The organism is Lacisediminihabitans sp. FW035, assembly GCF_054880895.1.
This window is the reverse complement of record NZ_CM142187.1, coordinates 3,798,709-3,816,429: the sequence shown is the minus strand read 5'-3', so window position 1 is coordinate 3,816,429 and position 17,721 is coordinate 3,798,709. Positions and strand designations below refer to the sequence as shown.

At 66.4% G+C, this 17,721-nt stretch carries 22 protein-coding genes; 16 read left to right on the top strand and 6 right to left on the bottom strand.

The features are described from left to right. Nucleotides 1–108 precede the first annotated feature (108 nt). The 4 genes from ACVXZ4_RS18185 (at nt 109) to ACVXZ4_RS18170 (ending at nt 4,805) form a co-directional block, all read left to right on the top strand. Nucleotides 109–1,215 (top strand): histidinol-phosphate transaminase, encoded by a 1,107-nt coding sequence (locus ACVXZ4_RS18185; RefSeq protein ID WP_461796187.1) that lies wholly within the window; start codon nt 109–111, stop codon nt 1,213–1,215. 108 nt (nt 1,216–1,323) lie between these two features. Then, entirely contained in the window at nt 1,324–2,421 is a 1,098-nt protein-coding gene (locus ACVXZ4_RS18180) for a thiamine pyrophosphate-dependent dehydrogenase E1 component subunit alpha (RefSeq protein WP_461798024.1), read from the top strand. Beyond that, nucleotides 2,421–3,398, top strand: a complete 978-nt coding sequence (locus tag ACVXZ4_RS18175; RefSeq protein ID WP_461796186.1) for an alpha-ketoacid dehydrogenase subunit beta — start codon at nt 2,421–2,423, stop codon at nt 3,396–3,398. The genes ACVXZ4_RS18180 and ACVXZ4_RS18175 overlap by 1 nt, the downstream gene beginning before the upstream one ends. A 30-nt stretch (nt 3,399–3,428) precedes the next feature. After that, entirely contained in the window at nt 3,429–4,805 is a 1,377-nt protein-coding gene (locus ACVXZ4_RS18170; RefSeq protein ID WP_461796185.1) for a dihydrolipoamide acetyltransferase family protein, read from the top strand. A 188-nt stretch (nt 4,806–4,993) separates the two neighbouring features. Here ACVXZ4_RS18170 and ACVXZ4_RS18165 read toward each other — a convergent pair whose 3' ends face one another. Beyond that, nucleotides 4,994–5,347 carry an SdpI family protein gene (locus ACVXZ4_RS18165; protein WP_461796184.1) on the bottom strand — a complete coding sequence of 118 codons (354 nt, stop codon included), beginning with the start codon at nt 5,345–5,347 and terminating at the stop codon, nt 4,994–4,996. A gap of 111 nt (nt 5,348–5,458) precedes the next feature. Between ACVXZ4_RS18165 and ACVXZ4_RS18160 the strand changes: the two genes are divergently transcribed. The 10 genes from ACVXZ4_RS18160 (at nt 5,459) to ACVXZ4_RS18115 (ending at nt 12,457) form a co-directional block, all read left to right on the top strand. Further along, nucleotides 5,459–6,388, top strand: coding sequence for a metal ABC transporter solute-binding protein, Zn/Mn family (locus ACVXZ4_RS18160; RefSeq protein ID WP_461796183.1), 930 nt, complete (start codon nt 5,459–5,461; stop codon nt 6,386–6,388). A gap of 56 nt (nt 6,389–6,444) precedes the next feature. After that, the gene (locus ACVXZ4_RS18155; protein WP_461796182.1) at nt 6,445–7,266 is read left to right on the top strand and encodes a metal ABC transporter ATP-binding protein; all 822 of its coding nucleotides are present in this window, start codon (nt 6,445–6,447) and stop codon (nt 7,264–7,266) included. Beyond that, nucleotides 7,263–8,171: a metal ABC transporter permease gene (locus ACVXZ4_RS18150; protein ID WP_461796181.1), complete on the top strand. Its 909-nt coding sequence runs from the start codon at nt 7,263–7,265 to the stop codon at nt 8,169–8,171. Before ACVXZ4_RS18155 ends, ACVXZ4_RS18150 begins: the two co-directional genes overlap by 4 nt. Beyond that, nucleotides 8,168–8,563: a Fur family transcriptional regulator gene (locus ACVXZ4_RS18145; RefSeq protein ID WP_461796180.1), complete on the top strand. Its 396-nt coding sequence runs from the start codon at nt 8,168–8,170 to the stop codon at nt 8,561–8,563. The genes ACVXZ4_RS18150 and ACVXZ4_RS18145 overlap by 4 nt, the downstream gene beginning before the upstream one ends. Before the next feature lie 73 nt (nt 8,564–8,636). Beyond that, nucleotides 8,637–9,077, top strand: a complete 441-nt coding sequence (locus ACVXZ4_RS18140; RefSeq protein WP_461796179.1) for a hypothetical protein — start codon at nt 8,637–8,639, stop codon at nt 9,075–9,077. A gap of 172 nt (nt 9,078–9,249) precedes the next feature. After that, nucleotides 9,250–9,486, top strand: coding sequence for a 50S ribosomal protein L28 (rpmB, locus tag ACVXZ4_RS18135; RefSeq protein ID WP_185202000.1), 237 nt, complete (start codon nt 9,250–9,252; stop codon nt 9,484–9,486). After that, a complete protein-coding gene (gene rpmG, locus ACVXZ4_RS18130) occupies nt 9,486–9,653 on the top strand; it encodes a 50S ribosomal protein L33 (protein WP_185201999.1) in 168 nt (55 codons plus the stop codon). The genes rpmB and rpmG overlap by 1 nt, the downstream gene beginning before the upstream one ends. 2 nt (nt 9,654–9,655) lie before the next feature. Beyond that, on the top strand, nt 9,656–9,961 hold the full coding sequence (gene rpsN / locus ACVXZ4_RS18125) for a 30S ribosomal protein S14 (protein ID WP_185201998.1): 306 nt from the start codon (nt 9,656–9,658) through the stop codon (nt 9,959–9,961). Nucleotides 9,962–10,093: 132 nt separating this feature from the next. Continuing rightward, a complete protein-coding gene (locus ACVXZ4_RS18120) occupies nt 10,094–10,381 on the top strand; it encodes an HU family DNA-binding protein (RefSeq protein ID WP_461796178.1) in 288 nt (95 codons plus the stop codon). A 114-nt stretch (nt 10,382–10,495) separates the two neighbouring features. After that, the gene (locus ACVXZ4_RS18115; RefSeq protein ID WP_461796177.1) at nt 10,496–12,457 is read left to right on the top strand and encodes a cytochrome c oxidase assembly protein; all 1,962 of its coding nucleotides are present in this window, start codon (nt 10,496–10,498) and stop codon (nt 12,455–12,457) included. A 21-nt stretch (nt 12,458–12,478) separates the two neighbouring features. On the opposite strand, the gene ACVXZ4_RS18110 is transcribed toward ACVXZ4_RS18115, so the two are convergent. Further along, on the bottom strand, nt 12,479–13,450 hold the full coding sequence (locus ACVXZ4_RS18110) for a hypothetical protein (RefSeq protein WP_461796176.1): 972 nt from the start codon (nt 13,448–13,450) through the stop codon (nt 12,479–12,481). A gap of 122 nt (nt 13,451–13,572) precedes the next feature. Between ACVXZ4_RS18110 and ACVXZ4_RS18105 the strand changes: the two genes are divergently transcribed. Next, nucleotides 13,573–14,871, top strand: coding sequence for an ATP-dependent DNA helicase (locus tag ACVXZ4_RS18105; protein WP_461796175.1), 1,299 nt, complete (start codon nt 13,573–13,575; stop codon nt 14,869–14,871). 117 nt (nt 14,872–14,988) lie between these two features. On the opposite strand, the gene ACVXZ4_RS18100 is transcribed toward ACVXZ4_RS18105, so the two are convergent. The 4 genes from ACVXZ4_RS18100 to ACVXZ4_RS18085 all read right to left on the bottom strand — a co-directional run bounded on the left by ACVXZ4_RS18100 (nt 14,989) and on the right by ACVXZ4_RS18085 (nt 17,126). Continuing rightward, nucleotides 14,989–15,636, bottom strand: a complete 648-nt coding sequence (locus ACVXZ4_RS18100) for a biliverdin-producing heme oxygenase (protein ID WP_461796174.1) — start codon at nt 15,634–15,636, stop codon at nt 14,989–14,991. 54 nt (nt 15,637–15,690) lie between these two features. Then, nucleotides 15,691–16,242, bottom strand: a complete 552-nt coding sequence (locus ACVXZ4_RS18095; RefSeq protein ID WP_461796173.1) for a hypothetical protein — start codon at nt 16,240–16,242, stop codon at nt 15,691–15,693. A gap of 30 nt (nt 16,243–16,272) precedes the next feature. Then, nucleotides 16,273–16,683, bottom strand: coding sequence for a DUF4383 domain-containing protein (locus ACVXZ4_RS18090; RefSeq protein WP_461796172.1), 411 nt, complete (start codon nt 16,681–16,683; stop codon nt 16,273–16,275). Nucleotides 16,684–16,802: 119 nt separating this feature from the next. Further along, nucleotides 16,803–17,126 (bottom strand): DUF2470 domain-containing protein, encoded by a 324-nt coding sequence (locus ACVXZ4_RS18085; RefSeq protein ID WP_461796171.1) that lies wholly within the window; start codon nt 17,124–17,126, stop codon nt 16,803–16,805. A gap of 44 nt (nt 17,127–17,170) precedes the next feature. Here ACVXZ4_RS18085 and ACVXZ4_RS18080 point away from each other — a divergent pair, with 44 nt between their 5' ends. After that, complete coding sequence (locus ACVXZ4_RS18080) at nt 17,171–17,710, top strand: DinB family protein (RefSeq protein ID WP_461796170.1); 540 nt, start codon at nt 17,171–17,173, stop codon at nt 17,708–17,710. The last annotated feature ends 11 nt before the right edge of the window (nt 17,711–17,721 follow it).

Genomic DNA, 17,721 nt, shown 5'->3' with positions numbered 1-17,721 from the left:
GCCCGGGCACTGAAGCACGCAATCGACCCGGCGCTCCAGCGGCACGGAGGTCACTGTGCATTCGACCGCCGACGGCCTCGAACGGCCGGCTGCCCGTAGGCTTGCGGGGTGACGAACCCGCCCCCCACCGCTGTGCGATTGCGCCCGGAGATCGTGGCGCTTGCGGCCTACAAACAGGGCAAGCCCGCCGACACTGACGCGTTCAAGCTCTCCTCCAATGAGAATCCCTTCGACCCGATCCCGGAAGTCCTGGCGGCGATAGCCGCCAGTTCCGGGGTGAACCGCTACCCCGATGCCGCCGGGGTGGCACTCCGAACGCGTCTCGCGGAGCGCTTCGGAGTTCGCATGGAGGAGGTGCACCTCGGCGCCGGTTCCGTCTCGATCCTCGCGCAACTCATCTCCGCGGCCGCCGGACCCGGAGACGAGGTCGTCTACTCCTGGCGTTCGTTCGAGGCCTACCCCGGACTCGTCGCCGTCGCCGGCGCGACCTCTGTGCCGGTGCCGAATACCGCCGATGAACGCCACGACCTGCCGGCCATGCTGGCTGCTATCACCGATCGCACCCGCGTGGTGATCGTCTGCAGCCCGAACAACCCCACCGGCTCGATCGTGACCGCCCAAGAGTTCACGGACTTCATGGCTGCGGTCCCGGCGCACATCCTCGTCATCCTCGACGAGGCGTACATCGAGTTCGTCACCGACGAGTCGGTGGTCGACGGCAGCACGCTCAGCGGGAGGTACCCGAACCTCGTCGTCGCTCGCACCTTCTCGAAGGCCTACGGCCTCGCGGGGCTGCGGATCGGATACGCCGTCGGGCCGGAGTACATCCTCGATGCCGCGCGCACCACCTCCATTCCCCTCTCCGTGACCGAGGCGGCGCAACGTGCGGCCCTCGTGTCGCTCGACCACGAGGAGCTGCTATTCGACCGCGTACGAGCGCTCGCCGTGCGTCGGGACGAGGTCTGGCGTGCGCTTGTCGACCAGGGCTGGCCGGTGCCGCGCCCGCACGGCAACTTCGTCTGGCTCGCCACCAGCGGCGCGACGGCGGCTGCGGCGCAGATGTTCTCTGACGCAGGAATCGTGGTGCGTCCGCTCGGCGACGACGGCATCCGCGTCTCGATCGGGGAATCCCAGTCTGTGGATAAACTCCTAAAGGCCGCGGCGGAGGTTGTGCGTACCCTACCAACGCGCCGGTCCGAGCCCGCGTTAGATTAGAACGTCGCCGGCGGCCGGCGCGGAATCAGCCCGTCCCCGCCGATGAAGAACACCCGCCACCCCGATCGACTACAGGACTGTGAGGCCACCGTGGCAGGAACCGCACAGATGGTGCAGCTTCTCTCGACCGAGGGCACCATCCAGACGGACGACACGGCGGCGGAGTACCTCCCCTACATCGACGCGCTCTCCGATGACGCGCTGCGACAGTTCTATCGCGACATGGTGATCACCCGGCGGTTCGACCTCGAGGCCACCAACCTGCAGCGCCAGGGCCAACTCGCGCTCTGGCCACCGAGCCACGGGCAGGAGGCCGCACAGGTCGGGTCCGCCCGGGCCGCGCGCGCCCAGGACCACCTGTTCCCCTCCTACCGCGAACACTCGATCGGCATGATCCGGGGCGTCGACGTCGTCGACATCGTGCGTCTCATGCGCGGCGTGACGAACGGCGGCTGGAGCCCGGAGGAGAGCGGCAATTTCCACCTCTACACTCTCGTCCTCGGATCGCAGGCCCTTCACGCCACCGGGTACGCCATGGGAATCACCCTCGATGGCGAGACCGGCACCGGCGACCCGGAGACCGATCGGGCCGTCATGGTCTACTTCGGAGACGGGGCGACGAGCCAGGGCGATGTCAGCGAGGCACTCGTCTTCGCGGCGAGCTTCAACGCTCCCGAAGTCTTCTTCCTGCAGAACAATCAGTGGGCCATCTCCGTGCCGGTCCGCGTGCAGTCGCGGGTGCCGCTTTACTTGCGGGCAAGCGGGTTCGGCATGCCCGGCATCCAGGTCGATGGCAATGACGTGCTCGCGAGTTACGCGGTCACGCGCAAGAATCTCGACGAGGCCCGGTCGGGACAGGGTCCCCGCCTGATCGAGGCCCTCACCTACCGCATCGGCGCGCACACCACGAGCGACGATCCGACGAAGTACCGGATGGATGCCGAGACCGCATCCTGGGTGGCGAAGGATCCGATCACCCGGTACGCGAGCTATCTCCGCGGCCGCGGCGAGGGCGACGACTTCTTCGCGGCCGCCGCGACGGAGGCCGAGGACTTCTCCGCCGACCTGCGCCACCGCACCCTCGAGCTCACCGTGCCCTCGACGGACCTCATCTTCGATCACGTCTACTCCGAACAGCATCCCGTGATGGATGCCCAGAAGCAGTGGCTTGCCTACTACGAGGCCAGCCTGGGGGGCACCGCCTGATGACCGAGGAACTGCCCCTGGCCAAAGCGCTCAACGCCGGGCTCCGAAAGGCGCTCGCCGACGACCCGAAGGTCCTGCTGATGGGCGAGGACATCGGCCCGCTCGGCGGCGTCTTCCGTGTCACCGAGGGCCTGCAGGCCGAGTTCGGGGAACGGCGCGTGTTCGACACCCCGCTCGCCGAGTCCGGCATCATCGGAACGGCGATCGGACTTGCCATGCGCGGCTACCGCCCGGTCTGCGAGATCCAGTTCGACGGTTTCATCTTTCCCGGCTTCGACCAGATCACCTCGCAGCTCGCCAAGATGACGAGCCGCCACGAGGGCCGCATCACGATGCCCGTGGTCATCCGCGTTCCGTATGGCGGGCACATCGGCGCCGTGGAGCATCATCAGGAGAGCCCGGAGGCGTACTTCGCCCACACTCCCGGCCTGCGCGTCGTGAGCCCGAGCACCCCGAACGATGCGTATTGGATGATCCAGGAAGCGATCGCCAGCAACGACCCGGTGCTGTTCTTCGAGCCGAAGAGCCGCTACTGGAACAAGGGGCCGGTCGACCTCGATGCCAGCCCCTCCCCGCTCCACTCGAGCCGGGTGGTGCGCACCGGAAGCGAGGTGACGCTCGTCGGCCACGGGGCGATGGTCAACGTGCTGATGCAGGCCGCCGAGCTCGCGCAGCAGGAGGGGACGAGCGTCGAGGTCATCGACCTCCGCTCGCTCTCGCCGATCGACTACGTCCCGATCATCGCCTCGGTGCAGAAGACCGGTCGACTGGTCGTGGCATCCGAAGCGCCGGGATCGGTGAGCATCTCCTCCGAGATCGCCGCGACCGTCACCGAGAGGGCGTTCTATTCGCTCGAGGCCCCGGTGTTGCGGGTCTCGAGCTTCGACGCGCCCTTCCCGCCCGCAAAACTCGAAACCGTCTACCTTCCGGACGCCGATCGCATCCTCGAGGCCGTCGACCGCGCCCTGGCGTACTAACTCGCACTGGCCTACCAGCTAAGGACCATCGTGACCAGCTCAGAATTCACCCTCCCGGATGTCGGGGAAGGACTCACCGAGGCCGAGATCGTGGCGTGGAGGGTCAAGCCCGGTGACGAGATCACCGTGAACCAGGTGCTCGTGGAGATCGAGACCGCGAAGTCACTGGTCGAGCTGCCCTCGCCCTTCGCCGGCACGGTGACCGCGATCCTGGTGGCGGAGGGCCAGACTGTGGATGTCGGAACTCCGATCATCTCCGTCTCGTCGGGAGTGGATGACGAGGCGCCCGCGCCGGAAGGCACCGACACCGGCACCGAGACAGTCAGCGACACGGCCGGCAGCATCTCGAGTGAAACCGCCGGATCGAGCGACGGGGGCGGAGCCGTGCTCGTCGGGTACGGCATCAAGGGACACGTGGCATCTCGCCGTGCGCGCCCGGCAGCGGGTGCCGCTGGTGCGGAGGGCTCGACCAGCGCAGCATCCGGTATCGCAGCCTCAGCGCCCGAATCGGCGCCCCGCCCGAGCTCGGTGCCCGCGGCATCCGCGTCCGCCATCATTGCGAAGCCGCCGATCCGCAAGCTCGCCAAAGACCTGGCGGTGAACCTCGCCGAGGTGACCCCCACCGGTCTCGCCGGCGAGATCACGCGCGAGGACGTCGTGCGTCAGGCCTCGCAGGGCACGCTCTTCCGCAACATCGAGACGCCCGCGTGGGGCAGCGATCGCGAAGAGCGCATGCCGGTGAAGGGGGTGCGCAAGGCGATAGCGACCGCGATGGTCTCGAGTGCCTTCTCGGCGCCGCATGTGAGCCTCTTCGTCGATGTCGACGCCACCCGCACCATGGAGTTCGTCAAACGCCTCAAGACGTCCACGGACTTCGCCGGGGTGAAGGTCTCCCCGCTCCTGATCATGGCGAAGGCGATGATCTGGGCAGTGCGCCGGAACCCGACGGTCAACGCGCAGTGGACCGACAGCGAGATCATCGTGAAGCACTACGTGAACTTCGGTATCGCCGCCGCTACCCCGCGCGGACTCATCGTGCCGAACATCAAGGAGGCGCAGGAGCTCTCGCTGCGCGAACTCGCCTCGGCGATCGAGCAGCTCACGATCACCGCCCGCGACGGCAAGACGAGCCCCGCCGACCAGGCCGGCGGCACCATCACCGTGACCAACATCGGCGTCTTCGGCATGGATACCGGCACACCGATCCTCAATCCCGGCGAGGTCGCCATCGTGGCGATGGGCACCATCAAGCAGAAGCCGTGGGTGGTCGACGGCGAGGTGCGTCCACGTTTCGTCACCACGCTGGGCGCGAGCTTCGACCACCGCATAGTGGACGGGGATGTCGCGAGCCGCTTCCTCGCCGACGTCGCGAGTGTCATCGAAGAGCCGGCCCTCCTGCTCGACTGAGGTCGGCCCGGGAGGGCGCGGGCGACTCTGCGTGGCGCAGTGGACGCTGCTGCCGAATATCTCACCCCCGCACGACTCCGCGGCCGAAAGTCGCGCCCCCACCGACTCTGCTGCCGATAGTCGACCGTGCGGGCAAACGATTCGCCGCAGAGTCAACGGATGGCAGCGCAATCAGCTCGCCGGCGCGCTCAGCTGTCCGTCCCGGCGCCGACCACGGCCAGAGCGGCCCGGTTCGCGAAGAGCCCGGCGACGATGGTCGCCCCGAGCAGGACGACCGCGGCGACGATCGAGAGAAGTCGCGCCGCGGGTTCCAACGGGGGAAGGAACCCCGCAAGGGCGACACCGAGTGCGATGCCGGCGCCGGTCAGCTCTGCCGGAAGAGCTGCACGGTGACCGGCTCGCCAGGCCGCCTCGCTCATCATCACGCTACGGATGCGGATTCCGAAGACCGAATTGATCGGGATGCTCCCCCTCGCGCAGCCGATGGTGATGCCCGCGACAGTCACGGCTGCGGCGGCGACGACTAATAGCGCTATGAACATTCATCAAGAATATCGAGAGGGGTCGAGGATGCGTCGAGCGCACCCGATCTGGGGTGTACTATTGATAACGAATCTCATTACTGTTACCAGCACGACTTAGAAAGTCACACAATGCGCTCGAAAACCGCACCAGTCATCTCCGCCGTGGCACTCGGGGCCGCACTGCTCCTCTCCGGGTGCGCGGCCGGCTCCGGCCCCGCGGCCGAGTCCTCGGCCAACGCCAACGACGGAGTCATCCGTGTTGTGGCATCCACCAATGTCTACGGTGACATCGCCTCCCAGATCGGTGGCGACCTCGTGACGGTCGATTCGATCATCTCGGACCCGTCACAGGATCCGCACTCGTACGAAGCGGATGCGCAGGTGCAGCTCGCCCTCTCGAAAGCCGACATCGTGATCCAGAACGGTGGGGGCTACGACGATTTCGTCGACACCCTGCTGAAGGGCGCAAACAACTCCGACGCAACCGTGCTGAACGCGGCGACGATCTCCGGCTACGACCAGACGCCCGCGACCGGAGAATTCAACGAGCATCTCTGGTACGACTTCCCGACTGTAGAGAAGGTCGTCGGCCGCATCGTCACGAGCTTCACGAAACTGGATTCCGCCGCAGCGGGCACATTCACCGCCAATGCGGCGAAGTTCACGGCCGCTCTTGCGGTGCTCGAGAGCGATGAGGCGGCTATCAAGGCCACCTCCGCCGGGGAGGGCGTGGCGATCACCGAACCGGTGCCGCTCTACCTCCTGGACGCCGCCGGGCTTGTCAACAAGACGCCGGCCAAGTTCAGCGAGGCGATCGAAGGGGGAACGGATGTCTCGCCCGTCGTGCTCCGCGACACCCTCGCCCTGTTCAGCGAGCACGCCGTGAAGCTGCTTGCCTACAATGAGCAGACCAGCGGTCCCGAGACCCAGCAGGTTCTCGCTGCCGCGAAGAAGGCGGGAGTGCCCGTCGTCCCGGTCACCGAGAGCCTGCCGGAGGGCAAGCACTACCTGACCTGGATGACCGACAACCTCGCCGCGGTGAAAGCCGCCCTGGAATAGTCCGCGCCGGGGTGAGCCGCCCGAAGGTCACAGAATTTCGAGAGAAGAAGCCGTCCATGTCATCCGTCCCACCGGTGCTGAGCCTGCGGGCCGCAACGCTCTCTTTCGGCGACCGCGAGCTCTGGCGCAACCTGAACCTCGACATCCAGGCGGGAGAGTTCCTCGCGGTTCTCGGCCCCAACGGCACGGGCAAGACGAGTCTGCTGAAGACGATCCTCGGACAGCAGCAGCTCAGCTCGGGCTCGATCGAGTTCCTCGGCCGGCCGGTGGGCCGCGGCAGCCGTCAGATCGGATACATCCCCCAGCAGAAACTCCTCGAGCAGGGCACGCCGCTCCGGGCTCGGGATCTGGTGACCTTCGGGGTCAACGGTCATCGCTGGGGCCTGCCGATCTCGTCGAGGGCAGTGCGGACGAAGGTCGATGGCATCCTCGAGGCTGTCGGGGCATCCGACTACGCGAACGTGCCCGTGTCGACGCTCTCCGGCGGCGAGCAGCAACGCGTGCGGGTCGGCCAGTCCATCGCGGGTGACCCTCGGCTGCTGCTGTGCGACGAACCGTTGATCTCGCTCGACCTCCATCACCAACGCCAGGTGAGTGAATTGATCGACGAGCAACGCAAGGCGCTCAACACCGCGGTCGTCTTCGTCACCCACGACGTGAACCCGATCCTGGGAATGGTTGATCGCGTGCTGTATCTGGCCGGCGGACGCTTCCGGGTCGGCACGCCCGACGAGGTGCTGCGCAGCGAAGTGCTCTCCTACATGTACGACACCCCGGTCGAGGTGATCCGCAGTCGTGGCCGCATCGTCGTGCTCGGAGCGCCGGAGGGATACGGCGTGCACGATCATCTGGAGCACCATGTCGGAGCGGCAAGTTGAACGGCGACCTCTGGCACCAGATCTTCGGATTCGACAACTACGGCGAGCTCCTCGTGCTCGTCAAGAATTCGATCATCGCCGGGGCACTCCTCGGTGTGGTGGGCGGCCTGATCGGTCCGTTCGTGATGACGCGGGATCTCGCCTTCGCGGTGCACGGCATCAGCGAGCTGAGTTTCGCCGGGGCATCCGCCGCGCTCCTGTTCGGGATCAATGTCGTGGCCGGGTCGATCGGTGGATCCCTTCTCGCGGCCCTGCTGATCGGAATCCTCGGCGCTCGGGCTCGCGAACGCAACTCGATCATCGCCGTGCTGATGCCCTTCGGGCTCGGGCTCGGCATCCTCTTCCTCGCCCTCTACAAGGGCAGGAGCGCCAACAAGTTCGGCCTTCTCACCGGGCAGATAGTGTCGGTCGACAACCCGCAGCTGCTGATGCTCGTCATCATCGCCGCAATCGTGATCGCCGGCCTTGTGGTCGTGTGGAGACCGTTGAGCTTCGCGAGTGTCGATGCGGATGTCGCGCGCGCCAAGGGACTGCCGGTCACCGCGATCTCGATCATCTTCATGATCCTGCTTGGACTCGCGACGGCGGTGTCGATCCAGATCGTCGGGGCGCTCCTCGTGCTGTCGCTGCTCGTGACCCCCGCGGCGGCGGCCATGCGGGTGACGGCGTCTCCGTTCCTCACGCCCCTGCTGAGCGTGATCTTCGCCGTGGTCTCGGTGGTGGGAGGCATCCTGCTCGCCCTGGGCGGTGGCCTTCCGATCAGCCCCTACGTCACGACGATCTCGTTCCTGATCTACATCGTCTGCCGCGTCGTCGGTGCGCGACAGGCTCGCCGGGGCGACAATGGCCGGCGGTCGGCGGGGGTCTCGGCGAGCGGACCGGTCGTGGGAAAGGCGACGGCATGACCGTGCGACGCAACACCTGGCAGCGCGAAGCCGTTCGGGAGGCGCTCGGGCAGAGCGAGGGTTTCGTCAGCGCCCAGGGACTCCATTCCTCCCTCCGGGACGGCGGCTCCCCCATCGGGCTCGCTACCGTCTACCGCGCTCTCTCCGACCTCGCCGTCGAAGGCGAGGCCGATTCCCTGCAGTCGGTCGAGGGTGAGAGCCTGTATCGCCGGTGCACTCCCGGGCAACATCATCACCATCTGATCTGTCGCAATTGCGGGCTCACCGTGGAGATCGAAGCGGATCCCGTCGAGGCCTGGGCGCACAGCGTCGCGACCGACAACGGATTCACCGATGCCAGCCACGTCGTGGATGTCTTCGGGCTCTGCGCCGCGTGTTCGGCGAAGGTCTGACCGTTTCGCCGTTCCCCCCGTTCCCCCCGGCTAGGCTCGACAGGCAAAACACCACAACTTCTGGGGGAACCTCATGTCCACACTGTCCCGTACCGCTTTCGCCACAATTCTCACCGGCGCTGCACTCGCTCTCGCGCTCACCGGATGCTCCGCACCCGGGGCATCGTCGCCGGCGGCAGCCACCCAGACGAAGGCGGCGGCCTGCAAGTCGCTCGAGACCTCGGTGAGCGCCTCGACCACAGAGCTGGCGTCGAGTTTCGGCGAGATCTCCACCAATCCTGACAAGGCCATCACGGGACTCCAGTCGGTTGCTGATGCGTTCGACGCCGGCCTGAAGAAGGTCTCCAACGCCGATGTCAAGAAGGCGGGCACGGCGGCGGATGACTCGATCAAGGAGATGATCGTGGAGGTCAAGGCCGTCATCGGCAACCCCTCGGCCGACACCACCAAGCTCAAGGCGGCCGTCACCAACGTGCAGACCGAGTTCACCGCGATCGGTAAGGTCTGTTCCTGACCCGCCGCTCGCCTTGCGAAGTGCCCGCGGCATCCGTAGTATTGGACGCTGCTGCGCGCACTCTGCGCTGTGGCCTGTACACAAACCCTCCACGTTCATTCGGTGGGTGGTGTGTGCCGACAAGAAATCTTGGGTAGAGACACCTCGTCTCTACGGTAATCGGAGGAAAACCATGGCCGCAGTGTGCCAGGTGACTGGAGCCGTTCCCGGCTTCGGACACAACATTTCGCACTCGCACCGCCGGACGAAGCGTCGCTTCGACCCGAACGTGCAGAAGAAGACGTACTACGTTCCGTCGCTCAAGCGCAGCGTCACGCTGACGTTGAGCGCCAAGGGCATCAAGGTCATTGATGCTCGCGGCATCGAATCAGTGGTCAAGGACATCCTGGGCCGTGGGGTGAAGATCTAATGGCAAAGCAGCAGGACGTCCGTCCGATCATCAAGCTCCGTTCCACCGCCGGCACCGGTTACACCTACGTGACCAAGAAGAACCGCCGCAACGACCCCGACCGCCTCGTGCTGAAGAAGTACGACCCGGTAGTCCGCAAGCACGTCGAATTCCGCGAGGAGCGCTAACCATGGCGAAGAAGAGCAAGATCGCTGCCAACGAGCAGCGCAAGATCGTGGTCGCGCGCTATGCGACCAAGCGACTCGAGCTGAAGAAGGCTCTCGTCGACCCCGCATCCTCCGACGCCGAGCGCGAAGCCGCTCGCCTCGGCTTGCAGAAGCTTCCGCGCGACGCCTCTCCGGTGCGCGTTCGCGGTCGTGACGCCATCGATGGCCGTCCGCGTGGTTTCCTCAGCCAGTTCGGGGTTTCCCGTGTGCGTTTCCGCGATATGGCTCACCGGGGCGAATTGCCCGGTATTACCAAGTCAAGCTGGTAAATTACAGGCGGTTGCGGGGTTTGCGCCCCGCGACCGCATCTCGATCCAAGCAACCGAACTGCCAATCGACACAACTGATCGCCTGAGCAGCACTGATTGTTCTGAAAAGCACAACGTCCGAGGAGGACTTCAATGGCTGACAAGTCACTAAACCGTACCGAGCTCGTCGCGGCAGTTGCCGCTGAGTCTGGCCAGAGCCAGGCTGCAGTGAACGGCGTCCTCGACGCCCTGTTCGGAACCCTCGCCACTTCGGTCGGCGAAGGCACCAAGGTCACGATCCCGGGCTGGCTCGCGGTCGAGCGCACCCACCGTGCCGCTCGTGCCGGTCGCAACCCGTCCACGGGTGAGGCCATCCAGATCAAGGCGGGCTACGGCGTGAAGGTCAGCGCCGGCAGCAAGCTCAAGGCCGCTGCGAAGTAGTCTTTTTCTAGCGTCTCGAAGGGGATGCCGACCTCGCGGTCGGCATCCCCTTCGGTCGTTAATGGGCGCGCCCACCCGGAGCCGGCGCCCAGACGGCTCGCCTAGGCTTATGCCGTGCCACGGATCGTGAGAATCGCCGGTCCAGCGCTGCTCCTGGTCGTTGCCTTCGCATCCCTGTTCGCCGCGCTGGCGTTCGGCCATGCCGCCGACGCCCCCCGACTGATCGATCCGGGTGCGCTCGTGCGCTACGGCCTCCCGATCTCCACAATGCTCTTCAATCTCGGTGTGGCCGTCACGCTCGGTTCGCTCGTGCTGCTGTGTTTCGCCATGAGCGCCGACCAGCCCGAGTTCTCCCGAACTCTCGACATCGCCGCCGGCGCGGCGGGTTTCTGGGCGATCGCGTCGGCCGCCACCAGTTTCCTCACCTTCATGAACTTCTACACGAAGCCGATCACGCTCGATGCGGACTTCGGAAGCGTGCTGGGGGACTTCCTCACCAACCAGGAGATCGGGCAGGCCTGGCTCGCGAGCACCCTCATCGCGGCCGTGGTCACCGTGCTGTGCTTCGCGGTGCGCAACCGCACGATGCTCGTCTTCGTGACGCTCTTCGCCGCGGTCGGACTGGTGCCGCAGGCGCTTCAGGGACACTCGGCGGATGCCGCCGGGCACGATGCCGCGGTCACCTCCCTCGGTCTCCACGTGGTCTTCGCGGCGATCTGGCTCGGGGGACTCGTCACCATCGTGATCATCCGCAAAACCCTCGAGGGCGGACGGATCGGGCCGATCATCTCCCGCTACTCCACCCTCGCGATCATCTGCTTCGTCGTCGTCGCGGCGTCCGGCTACGTGAATGCGGCGCTTCGAGTCGGCACCATCACGCAACTGCTGACGCCCTATGGCATCCTCGTGCTGGTCAAGATCTTCGCCCTCCTGGCCCTCGGGCTGTTCGGGCTCGGGCAGCGGCGATTCCTCGTGGCGAAGATGCAGTCCTCCGCCAACAGCGGCAACCGGTTCTTCTGGTGGTTGATCGCGGCCGAGCTCGGCTTCATGGGGCTTGCCTCCGGGGTGGCCGCCGCCCTCGCGAAGACCGCGACGCCGGTTTCGCAGGACGCGACGCTCACGACCCCCGCCTGGATCCTCACCCAGGCTCCCCTGCCGCCGGAGCTCACCTTCTCGCGCTACTTCACCACGTGGAACTTCGACATCCTCTGGGTGCTGTTGATCGCGTTCCTCGCTTTCTTCTACATCGCCGGGGTGGTGCGGCTGCACCGCCGGGGCGACAAGTGGCCCGTGCATCGGCTGGTGCTGTGGCTTGCCGGGCTCGCCCTGCTGTTCTGGGTGACCAACGGCGGGATCAACGTGTATGAGAAGTACCTCTTCAGTGTGCACATGCTCGGGCACATGCTGCTCGGCATGATGATCCCGGTGCTGTTGGTGCCGGCGGCCCCTATCACGCTCGCCCTTCGTACGATCGCGAAGCGGTCGGACGGCAGCCGCGGCCCCCGCGAGTGGATCATGCTCTTCGTCCACTCCCGGGTGTCGGCGGTGCTCTCCAACCCGATCGTGGCCGCGGTGCTCTTCGTGGTCTCGCTGTGGGTCTTCTACTACACCCCGCTGTTCAGCTGGGCGACGACCGATCACATCGGGCACACCTGGATGATCGTGCACTTCCTGATCACGGGATACCTGTTCGTGCAGGCGCTCATCGGGGTCGATCCGCTTCCCTATCGTGCGCCGTACCCCATGCGGCTGCTCGTTCTGCTCGGCACGATGGCGTTCCATGCGTTCTTCGGGCTGTCGCTCATCACCGGCACAGGCCTCCTGCTCGCGAACTGGTACGGCGCGATGGGGCGGGCCTGGGGTGTGAGCGCGATAGCCGACCAGCAGACCGGTGGTGGCATCGCCTGGAGTGTCGGCGAGATCCCGACGATCATCCTCGCTATCACCGTGGCGATCATGTGGTCGAAGAGCGATGCGAAGGACGCCAAACGGCTCGACCGCAAGGCGGAACGCGACGGCGACGCTGAGCTGGTCGAATACAACCGGATGCTGGCCGATCGGGCCGCCCGGCGGTAGGCCTGCGCGGCCCTGGCGCGATCAGTCGTACTGGGCGGTGATCACCGGGCTGCCGTCGCCGGCGAAGGTGATGAGGTAGCGCACGGTGAACGGCACGTCGTCGTCGAAGGTCGAGAGGCTTCCGTCGAAGATCGACTTGACCTTCACCTTCAGGTGGGCGAGGCCGCCGGTCTCGGGGATCTGCCAACGGCCCGGCTTCGCCCCGGGCACTATCGTGACGATCGGGTAGCTCACGATCGACCAGGCCGGCGCGTCCTGAAGCCGGTCGGTGATCTGGGTCCCCATCGGGCATCCGGTGGGCAGCAGCACCTTCTGGGTCGTGCAGGCGGCGAGGAACCGGTCGAGCTCCTTCTGCACCTCGCGCACGAATGCGCGGTTGGCCTGGATGTCGACGGTCGCCTCCGTGACGCTGGCCGGCTCATCGACCCGGGCCGTCACCGGCGCGGAGGCGAGGTAGGTGGAGGTGTGGGTGAGCACGACCCGGCTCGGAGTCAGCACCCGGTAGGAATGGGCGCGTCCGTCGGCGACTCGGGGAAGGTGTACACCGTTCGCCACCACGCCATCGCCGTTCTGGACGGTGACGCTGAGCAACCCCTGCGGGGAGTCGACGAATTCCCAGGAGGAGAAGACGCCGAGACGCGGTCCCGTGTGCTCCACCTCGAAGGACGACGTTCCCGTGCTGCCCCCGATCGTGTAACCGTATAAGACGGTGTGGCGGCCTCCACCGTCATCCGTGTCCCTCAACAGGTGGATGTCGGTGAGGGGCGCGAGCGCTGTGGGGGCGAGAAGCTCGTCGGTCCCGTTCGTGCTGGTCGTGACGCCCGGCATGCGCCGGGCGCCGTCGACGTCATGACGGGCGACGGCGTCGAGGTAGGAGGCCACGAATCCCGACGCGCTGTAGAGGGTGAGATTGAGGGTGGTGACGGTGCCGAGGAATGCGATCAACAGTGCCCCTGCCAGCACGAGCCAGCGAGCAAGGATTCGGGGCGGCATCTCCACATCCTAAGTGGCCGTCCCGAGCCGGGCTTCTCTACAGGGGGGTGCCGCGCGAGGTCTCAGGGCTACGGGCGGCGGTAGATTGGAGTGCTGTCCGAATGCCAGGAAGAAGGAGTGTCGTGGCCGAATTCACACTCTCCACCGAGCAAGCCGCCGTGTTCGAGCTCATCGAGAACAGTCGCGAGAACATCTTCGTCACGGGTCGCGCGGGAACGGGCAAGTCGACGCTGCTGAACCACTTGTCGTGGAATACCTCCAAGCAGGTGGTCATCGCGGCCCCCACCGGAGTGGCCGCGCTCAATGTGGGCGGGCAGACCATCCACTCGCTCTTCCGCCTTCCGATCGGGGTGATCGCCGACCATGCGATCGATCAGGTGCCCGAGCTGCGCAAGCTGCTCAACACCATCGACACCCTGGTGATCGACGAGGTCTCCATGGTCAACGCCGACCTGGTGGATGCCATCGACCGCAGCCTTCGACAGGCGCGCCAGAAGCCCTTCACCGCGTTCGGCGGGGTGCAGGTGGTGCTGTTCGGCGATCCGTACCAACTCGCTCCGGTGCCGGGGGATGCCGATGAGCGCGCCTACTTCACCGACCAGTACCGTTCGATGTGGTTCTTCGACGCCAAAGTCTGGCAGGAGACCGAGTTGCGTATCTTCGAGCTGACCACCATCCACCGCCAGCACGAGGCCGAATTCAAGTTCATGCTCAATGCCGTGCGGCACGGCATGGTGACCGCAGAAATCGCGGGCAGGCTCAACGAGACGGGCGCCCGCCCGGCGCCGACGGATGGCACGATCACCCTCGCCACCCGCAACGACACCGTCAACCGCATCAATGCGGCCGCCCTCGCCCGGCTTCCGGGAGCTGTGAAGACGGCGAAGGCCGATGTCAGCGGGGAGTTCGGCGGGCGTTCCTATCCCGCCGACGAGTCGCTGCAGCTCAAGGTGGGGGCGCGAGTGATGTTCCTGCGCAACGATTCCGCCGGAGAGGGCGGCCAGCGCTGGGTGAACGGCACGGTCGGCACGGTCACGAAGATCTCGTCGACGGTGTTCGTGGAGGTCGAGGGCGAGGTTCACGAGGTGCAGCCGGCCATCTGGGAGAAGTTCAAGTACACCTATTCCGCCTCGACCAAGACCCTCAAGAAAGACATCGTGGCGGAGTTCACCCAGTTCCCGCTGCGGCTGGCCTGGGCGGTCACCATCCACAAATCCCAGGGCAAGACCTACGACCGAGCCATCGTGGACCTCGGTTCGGGCACGTTCAGCGCGGGCCAGACCTATGTGGCCCTCAGCCGCCTCACCGAGCTCGAGGGGCTGTATCTCTCCCGCCCGCTCCGGCCGAGCGACATCCGCGTCGATCCTGATGTGCAGCGCTTCATGAGCGGCGCGACCGCGCTGCCGGGCATCGAGGCCTGACCGCGCCAGGGCGGACTCCCCGGAAAGCGGGGCGTTGCGGACTTCCGGGGCCAGCGTGCCGGCCCGGATTGTCCGCGGACGCCCAGAGTTGAGCGAGTTTGCCGAAGTCGCGGGAGGCTACGCGGCGGCCTTCGCCCGCGACAGGTCTTCGAACAGCTCGGTGTTGAAGCGGTAGGCGATCAGCACCTCGTCGATCACCCGTTCGCGCTCGGAAGCATCCCAGCCCACGGCATCCAGCTGGTGGCGATAGGTCTCCTTGAACTGCTTCGGCCGGGCGATCTGGTCGAAGAGGTAGAAGCCGACGCCGTTGGTCTCGAATCCGAACTGGCGCTGCATGAGGGTGCGGATGACCTGCCCACCCGAGAGATCGCCGAGGTAGCGGGTGTAGTGGTGGGCGACGAAACCGCCGGCCCAGTGGGCCGCGACGGTATTCAGCCGCTCGACGTAGCGCTCGGTGGTCGGCAGCGGGACGATCTGCTGGTGCCAGCGGTCTCCGAGGAGGAACGCGAGGTCGAGGCGGATGGCGGGGAGGCGGGTCAGTTGCGGGCTGAGGAACGGCGCGGCCACGGGATCCGTCGCCATCCGCTCCCCCGCGGCCTCGAGGGCCTCGTAGATGAAGAAGTGCTGGGCCACGAGGGCGACATAATCGTCACGCGTGCCCTTGCCCGTCATGAGGTCCGACATGAAGCCGGCCCCCTCGCTGTCGCCGTGTCCGGACCAGGTGCGCTCGCGCAGGGCCTGGGAAAAGGGGATGACGGCGGTCATGGAGACTCCTGCGCTCAGGTTAGGTGACCCTAAGTGTAGTCAGGTGCGCAGGACCTAGTGATCCATTCCCGGCATGTTCATGGTCATCATGCCTCCCATGGTGCCGCCGTGCTCCCGGGCGACGGAACCGGCCTGGGTCGCAGCGAGCGCCGGTGTGGTCAGGGCTCCCACCAGCACGCCGGCCAGGATCACGCCGGAGAGGTATTTCAGGGCACCGGCCGGCTTGGCCGATTTCACAGGACGGTCACTGTCGGACTGACGTCGCAGGATGACGCTCAGGACGCCGGCGACGAAGAGTTCGAAGACTGCCGCAATGCCCATCGGAACGAAGCGAAGCGACGACGCGACCTGGGGCGCGGCGAGAAGTGTCGCTGTCACCGTCAGGAGACTCCAGAGCAGGAGCGGGGCGATCGCGCCGGCCTGTGCGAGCCGGGGGGCAACAAGGCGGTCCTTCACCAGGAGCAGTACGCCCCAGGCGAGTTCGGCGAGGCCGAACACCGCAAGGGGGATACCGATCGCGAGGGGAGAGCTGATCACGAGTGCCAGGTGGATGACTCCGGCACCGATTGCGGCGAAGGACAGCCACGAGCGGGTGATGACAGACATGGGCACTCTCCCCTGCGATCGGTGGTGCTGCTATGCGGTGGCGTGGGCGCGGACGACCTTGTCGGCGCCGAGGCCGACACCGAGCAGGATGATGGCGCTACCGAAGTGGAGCACGTTGTCCGCGGTGTTGATGGCCAGGATGTTGGCGGCCGAGTTCAGGATGAACAGGCCGACGATTCCGAGCAGCAGGTAGGCCGCGCCGACGACGGTGTTGACGGTCTTCGACGCCCGCACGTTGGACAGGCCGGCGATGAGCAGCGCGGCACCGATGAGCAGGTGAGCCACGTTGTGGAAGACGTTCACCTCGAAGATGCCGAGCAGGAGGCCACCCTTGACGTCGAAGAAGCCGACACCCGAGGTCGCCGTGAAGCCCAACAGGCCGACGAGAAGGTAGACCGCGCCGAAGACAGTTGCCAGCAGGCGGTTGGGGGACTTGGACATGATATTTCTCCTCTACAGCTCGACGGGCGTCTCGCTTGACTAGGTATTCGACACGGTGGGCTGCAGGGTTTGGTAGGAGACGTTCACCGGGCATCCAGCGAGCGTGCAGGGACCGCTGCTCAATGCTCCCGCGGGGTGGTGCCGAGCTGGACGTGCGCCCTGTCGTAGAGGGCCACTACCTCGCGACGGATCTCGGCGCGCTGCGTGATGGGCGCTGCCCACGGCATCCGCAACCCGGTGACCACTGCATCGACGGAGTAGTTCCAATACCCGGCATGGCCGTCGAGCGCGACCATCTCGGCGCTCGTCGCTGCCGGGTCGGCGAATGCCCGCGCGATGAGGAGGTTGTCGGCGGCGTGCTCCCCGTTCATGTGGGCGAGCACGGCGGCGACGATGGCGGGGTCGAACGTGGTCGCGGGCTCGAAGACGGGGGAGGTTGGCACGATTTCTACGGTACCCGGTGGCTGGGATGCGACACCATGGGATCATGCCGATCATCCCCGACACCAAGAACTGGACCTGGGTGGGCGAGCGCCCCTGCCCGGAGTGCGGCTTCGACGCCTCGACCTTCACCGCGCGCGATGTCGCCGGCATGGTCCGCGCGAACGCCGCGGCGTGGCCGGCCGTGCTGCAGAGACCGGATGTCCGGGTGCCGCCCGATGACAGCACCTGGTCCGCGCTCGAGTACGGCGCGCACGTACGGGACGTGTTCCGCATCTTCCGCACCCGCCTCGCCTTGATGCTCGACACCGACGACCCGGTCTACGCCAACTGGGACCAGGACGAGACGGCGGTGGCGGAGCGCTATAACGATCAGGATCCCGGGACGGTCTCGCGCGAGCTCGTCGAGGCGGGAGAGGCGCTCGCCGACGCCTTCGACGCGGTGCCGGATGATGCGTGGAGCCGGCCGGGCCGACGCAGCGACGGCGCCGCATTCACCGTCTCGAGCTTCGCGGTCTATCTCGCCCACGACCCGACGCACCACCTCTGGGACGTGCGCGCACCCCTGAGTGACACGCGCGCCTGAAAATACAGGCG

Excerpts from the sequence above, each read along its gene's own strand:
- ACVXZ4_RS18145 (WP_461796180.1), top strand. The coding sequence starts at position 8,168 with ATGACCGTGCGACGCAACACCTGGCAGCGCGAAGCCGTTCGGGAGGCG.
- ACVXZ4_RS18080 (WP_461796170.1), top strand. The coding sequence starts at position 17,171 with ATGCCGATCATCCCCGACACCAAGAACTGGACCTGGGTGGGCGAGCGC.
- ACVXZ4_RS18160 (WP_461796183.1), top strand. The coding sequence starts at position 5,459 with ATGCGCTCGAAAACCGCACCAGTCATCTCCGCCGTGGCACTCGGGGCC.
- ACVXZ4_RS18090 (WP_461796172.1), bottom strand. The coding sequence starts at position 16,683 with ATGTCCAAGTCCCCCAACCGCCTGCTGGCAACTGTCTTCGGCGCGGTC.
- ACVXZ4_RS18175 (WP_461796186.1), top strand. The coding sequence starts at position 2,421 with ATGACCGAGGAACTGCCCCTGGCCAAAGCGCTCAACGCCGGGCTCCGA.
- ACVXZ4_RS18180 (WP_461798024.1), top strand. The coding sequence starts at position 1,324 with ATGGTGCAGCTTCTCTCGACCGAGGGCACCATCCAGACGGACGACACG.
- ACVXZ4_RS18095 (WP_461796173.1), bottom strand. The coding sequence starts at position 16,242 with ATGTCTGTCATCACCCGCTCGTGGCTGTCCTTCGCCGCAATCGGTGCC.
- ACVXZ4_RS18155 (WP_461796182.1), top strand. The coding sequence starts at position 6,445 with ATGTCATCCGTCCCACCGGTGCTGAGCCTGCGGGCCGCAACGCTCTCT.
- rpmG (WP_185201999.1), top strand. The coding sequence starts at position 9,486 with ATGGCAAAGCAGCAGGACGTCCGTCCGATCATCAAGCTCCGTTCCACC.
- ACVXZ4_RS18120 (WP_461796178.1), top strand. The coding sequence starts at position 10,094 with ATGGCTGACAAGTCACTAAACCGTACCGAGCTCGTCGCGGCAGTTGCC.
- ACVXZ4_RS18165 (WP_461796184.1), bottom strand. The coding sequence starts at position 5,347 with ATGTTCATAGCGCTATTAGTCGTCGCCGCCGCAGCCGTGACTGTCGCG.
- ACVXZ4_RS18110 (WP_461796176.1), bottom strand. The coding sequence starts at position 13,450 with ATGCCGCCCCGAATCCTTGCTCGCTGGCTCGTGCTGGCAGGGGCACTG.
- ACVXZ4_RS18140 (WP_461796179.1), top strand. The coding sequence starts at position 8,637 with ATGTCCACACTGTCCCGTACCGCTTTCGCCACAATTCTCACCGGCGCT.
- rpsN (WP_185201998.1), top strand. The coding sequence starts at position 9,656 with ATGGCGAAGAAGAGCAAGATCGCTGCCAACGAGCAGCGCAAGATCGTG.
- ACVXZ4_RS18100 (WP_461796174.1), bottom strand. The coding sequence starts at position 15,636 with ATGACCGCCGTCATCCCCTTTTCCCAGGCCCTGCGCGAGCGCACCTGG.
- rpmB (WP_185202000.1), top strand. The coding sequence starts at position 9,250 with ATGGCCGCAGTGTGCCAGGTGACTGGAGCCGTTCCCGGCTTCGGACAC.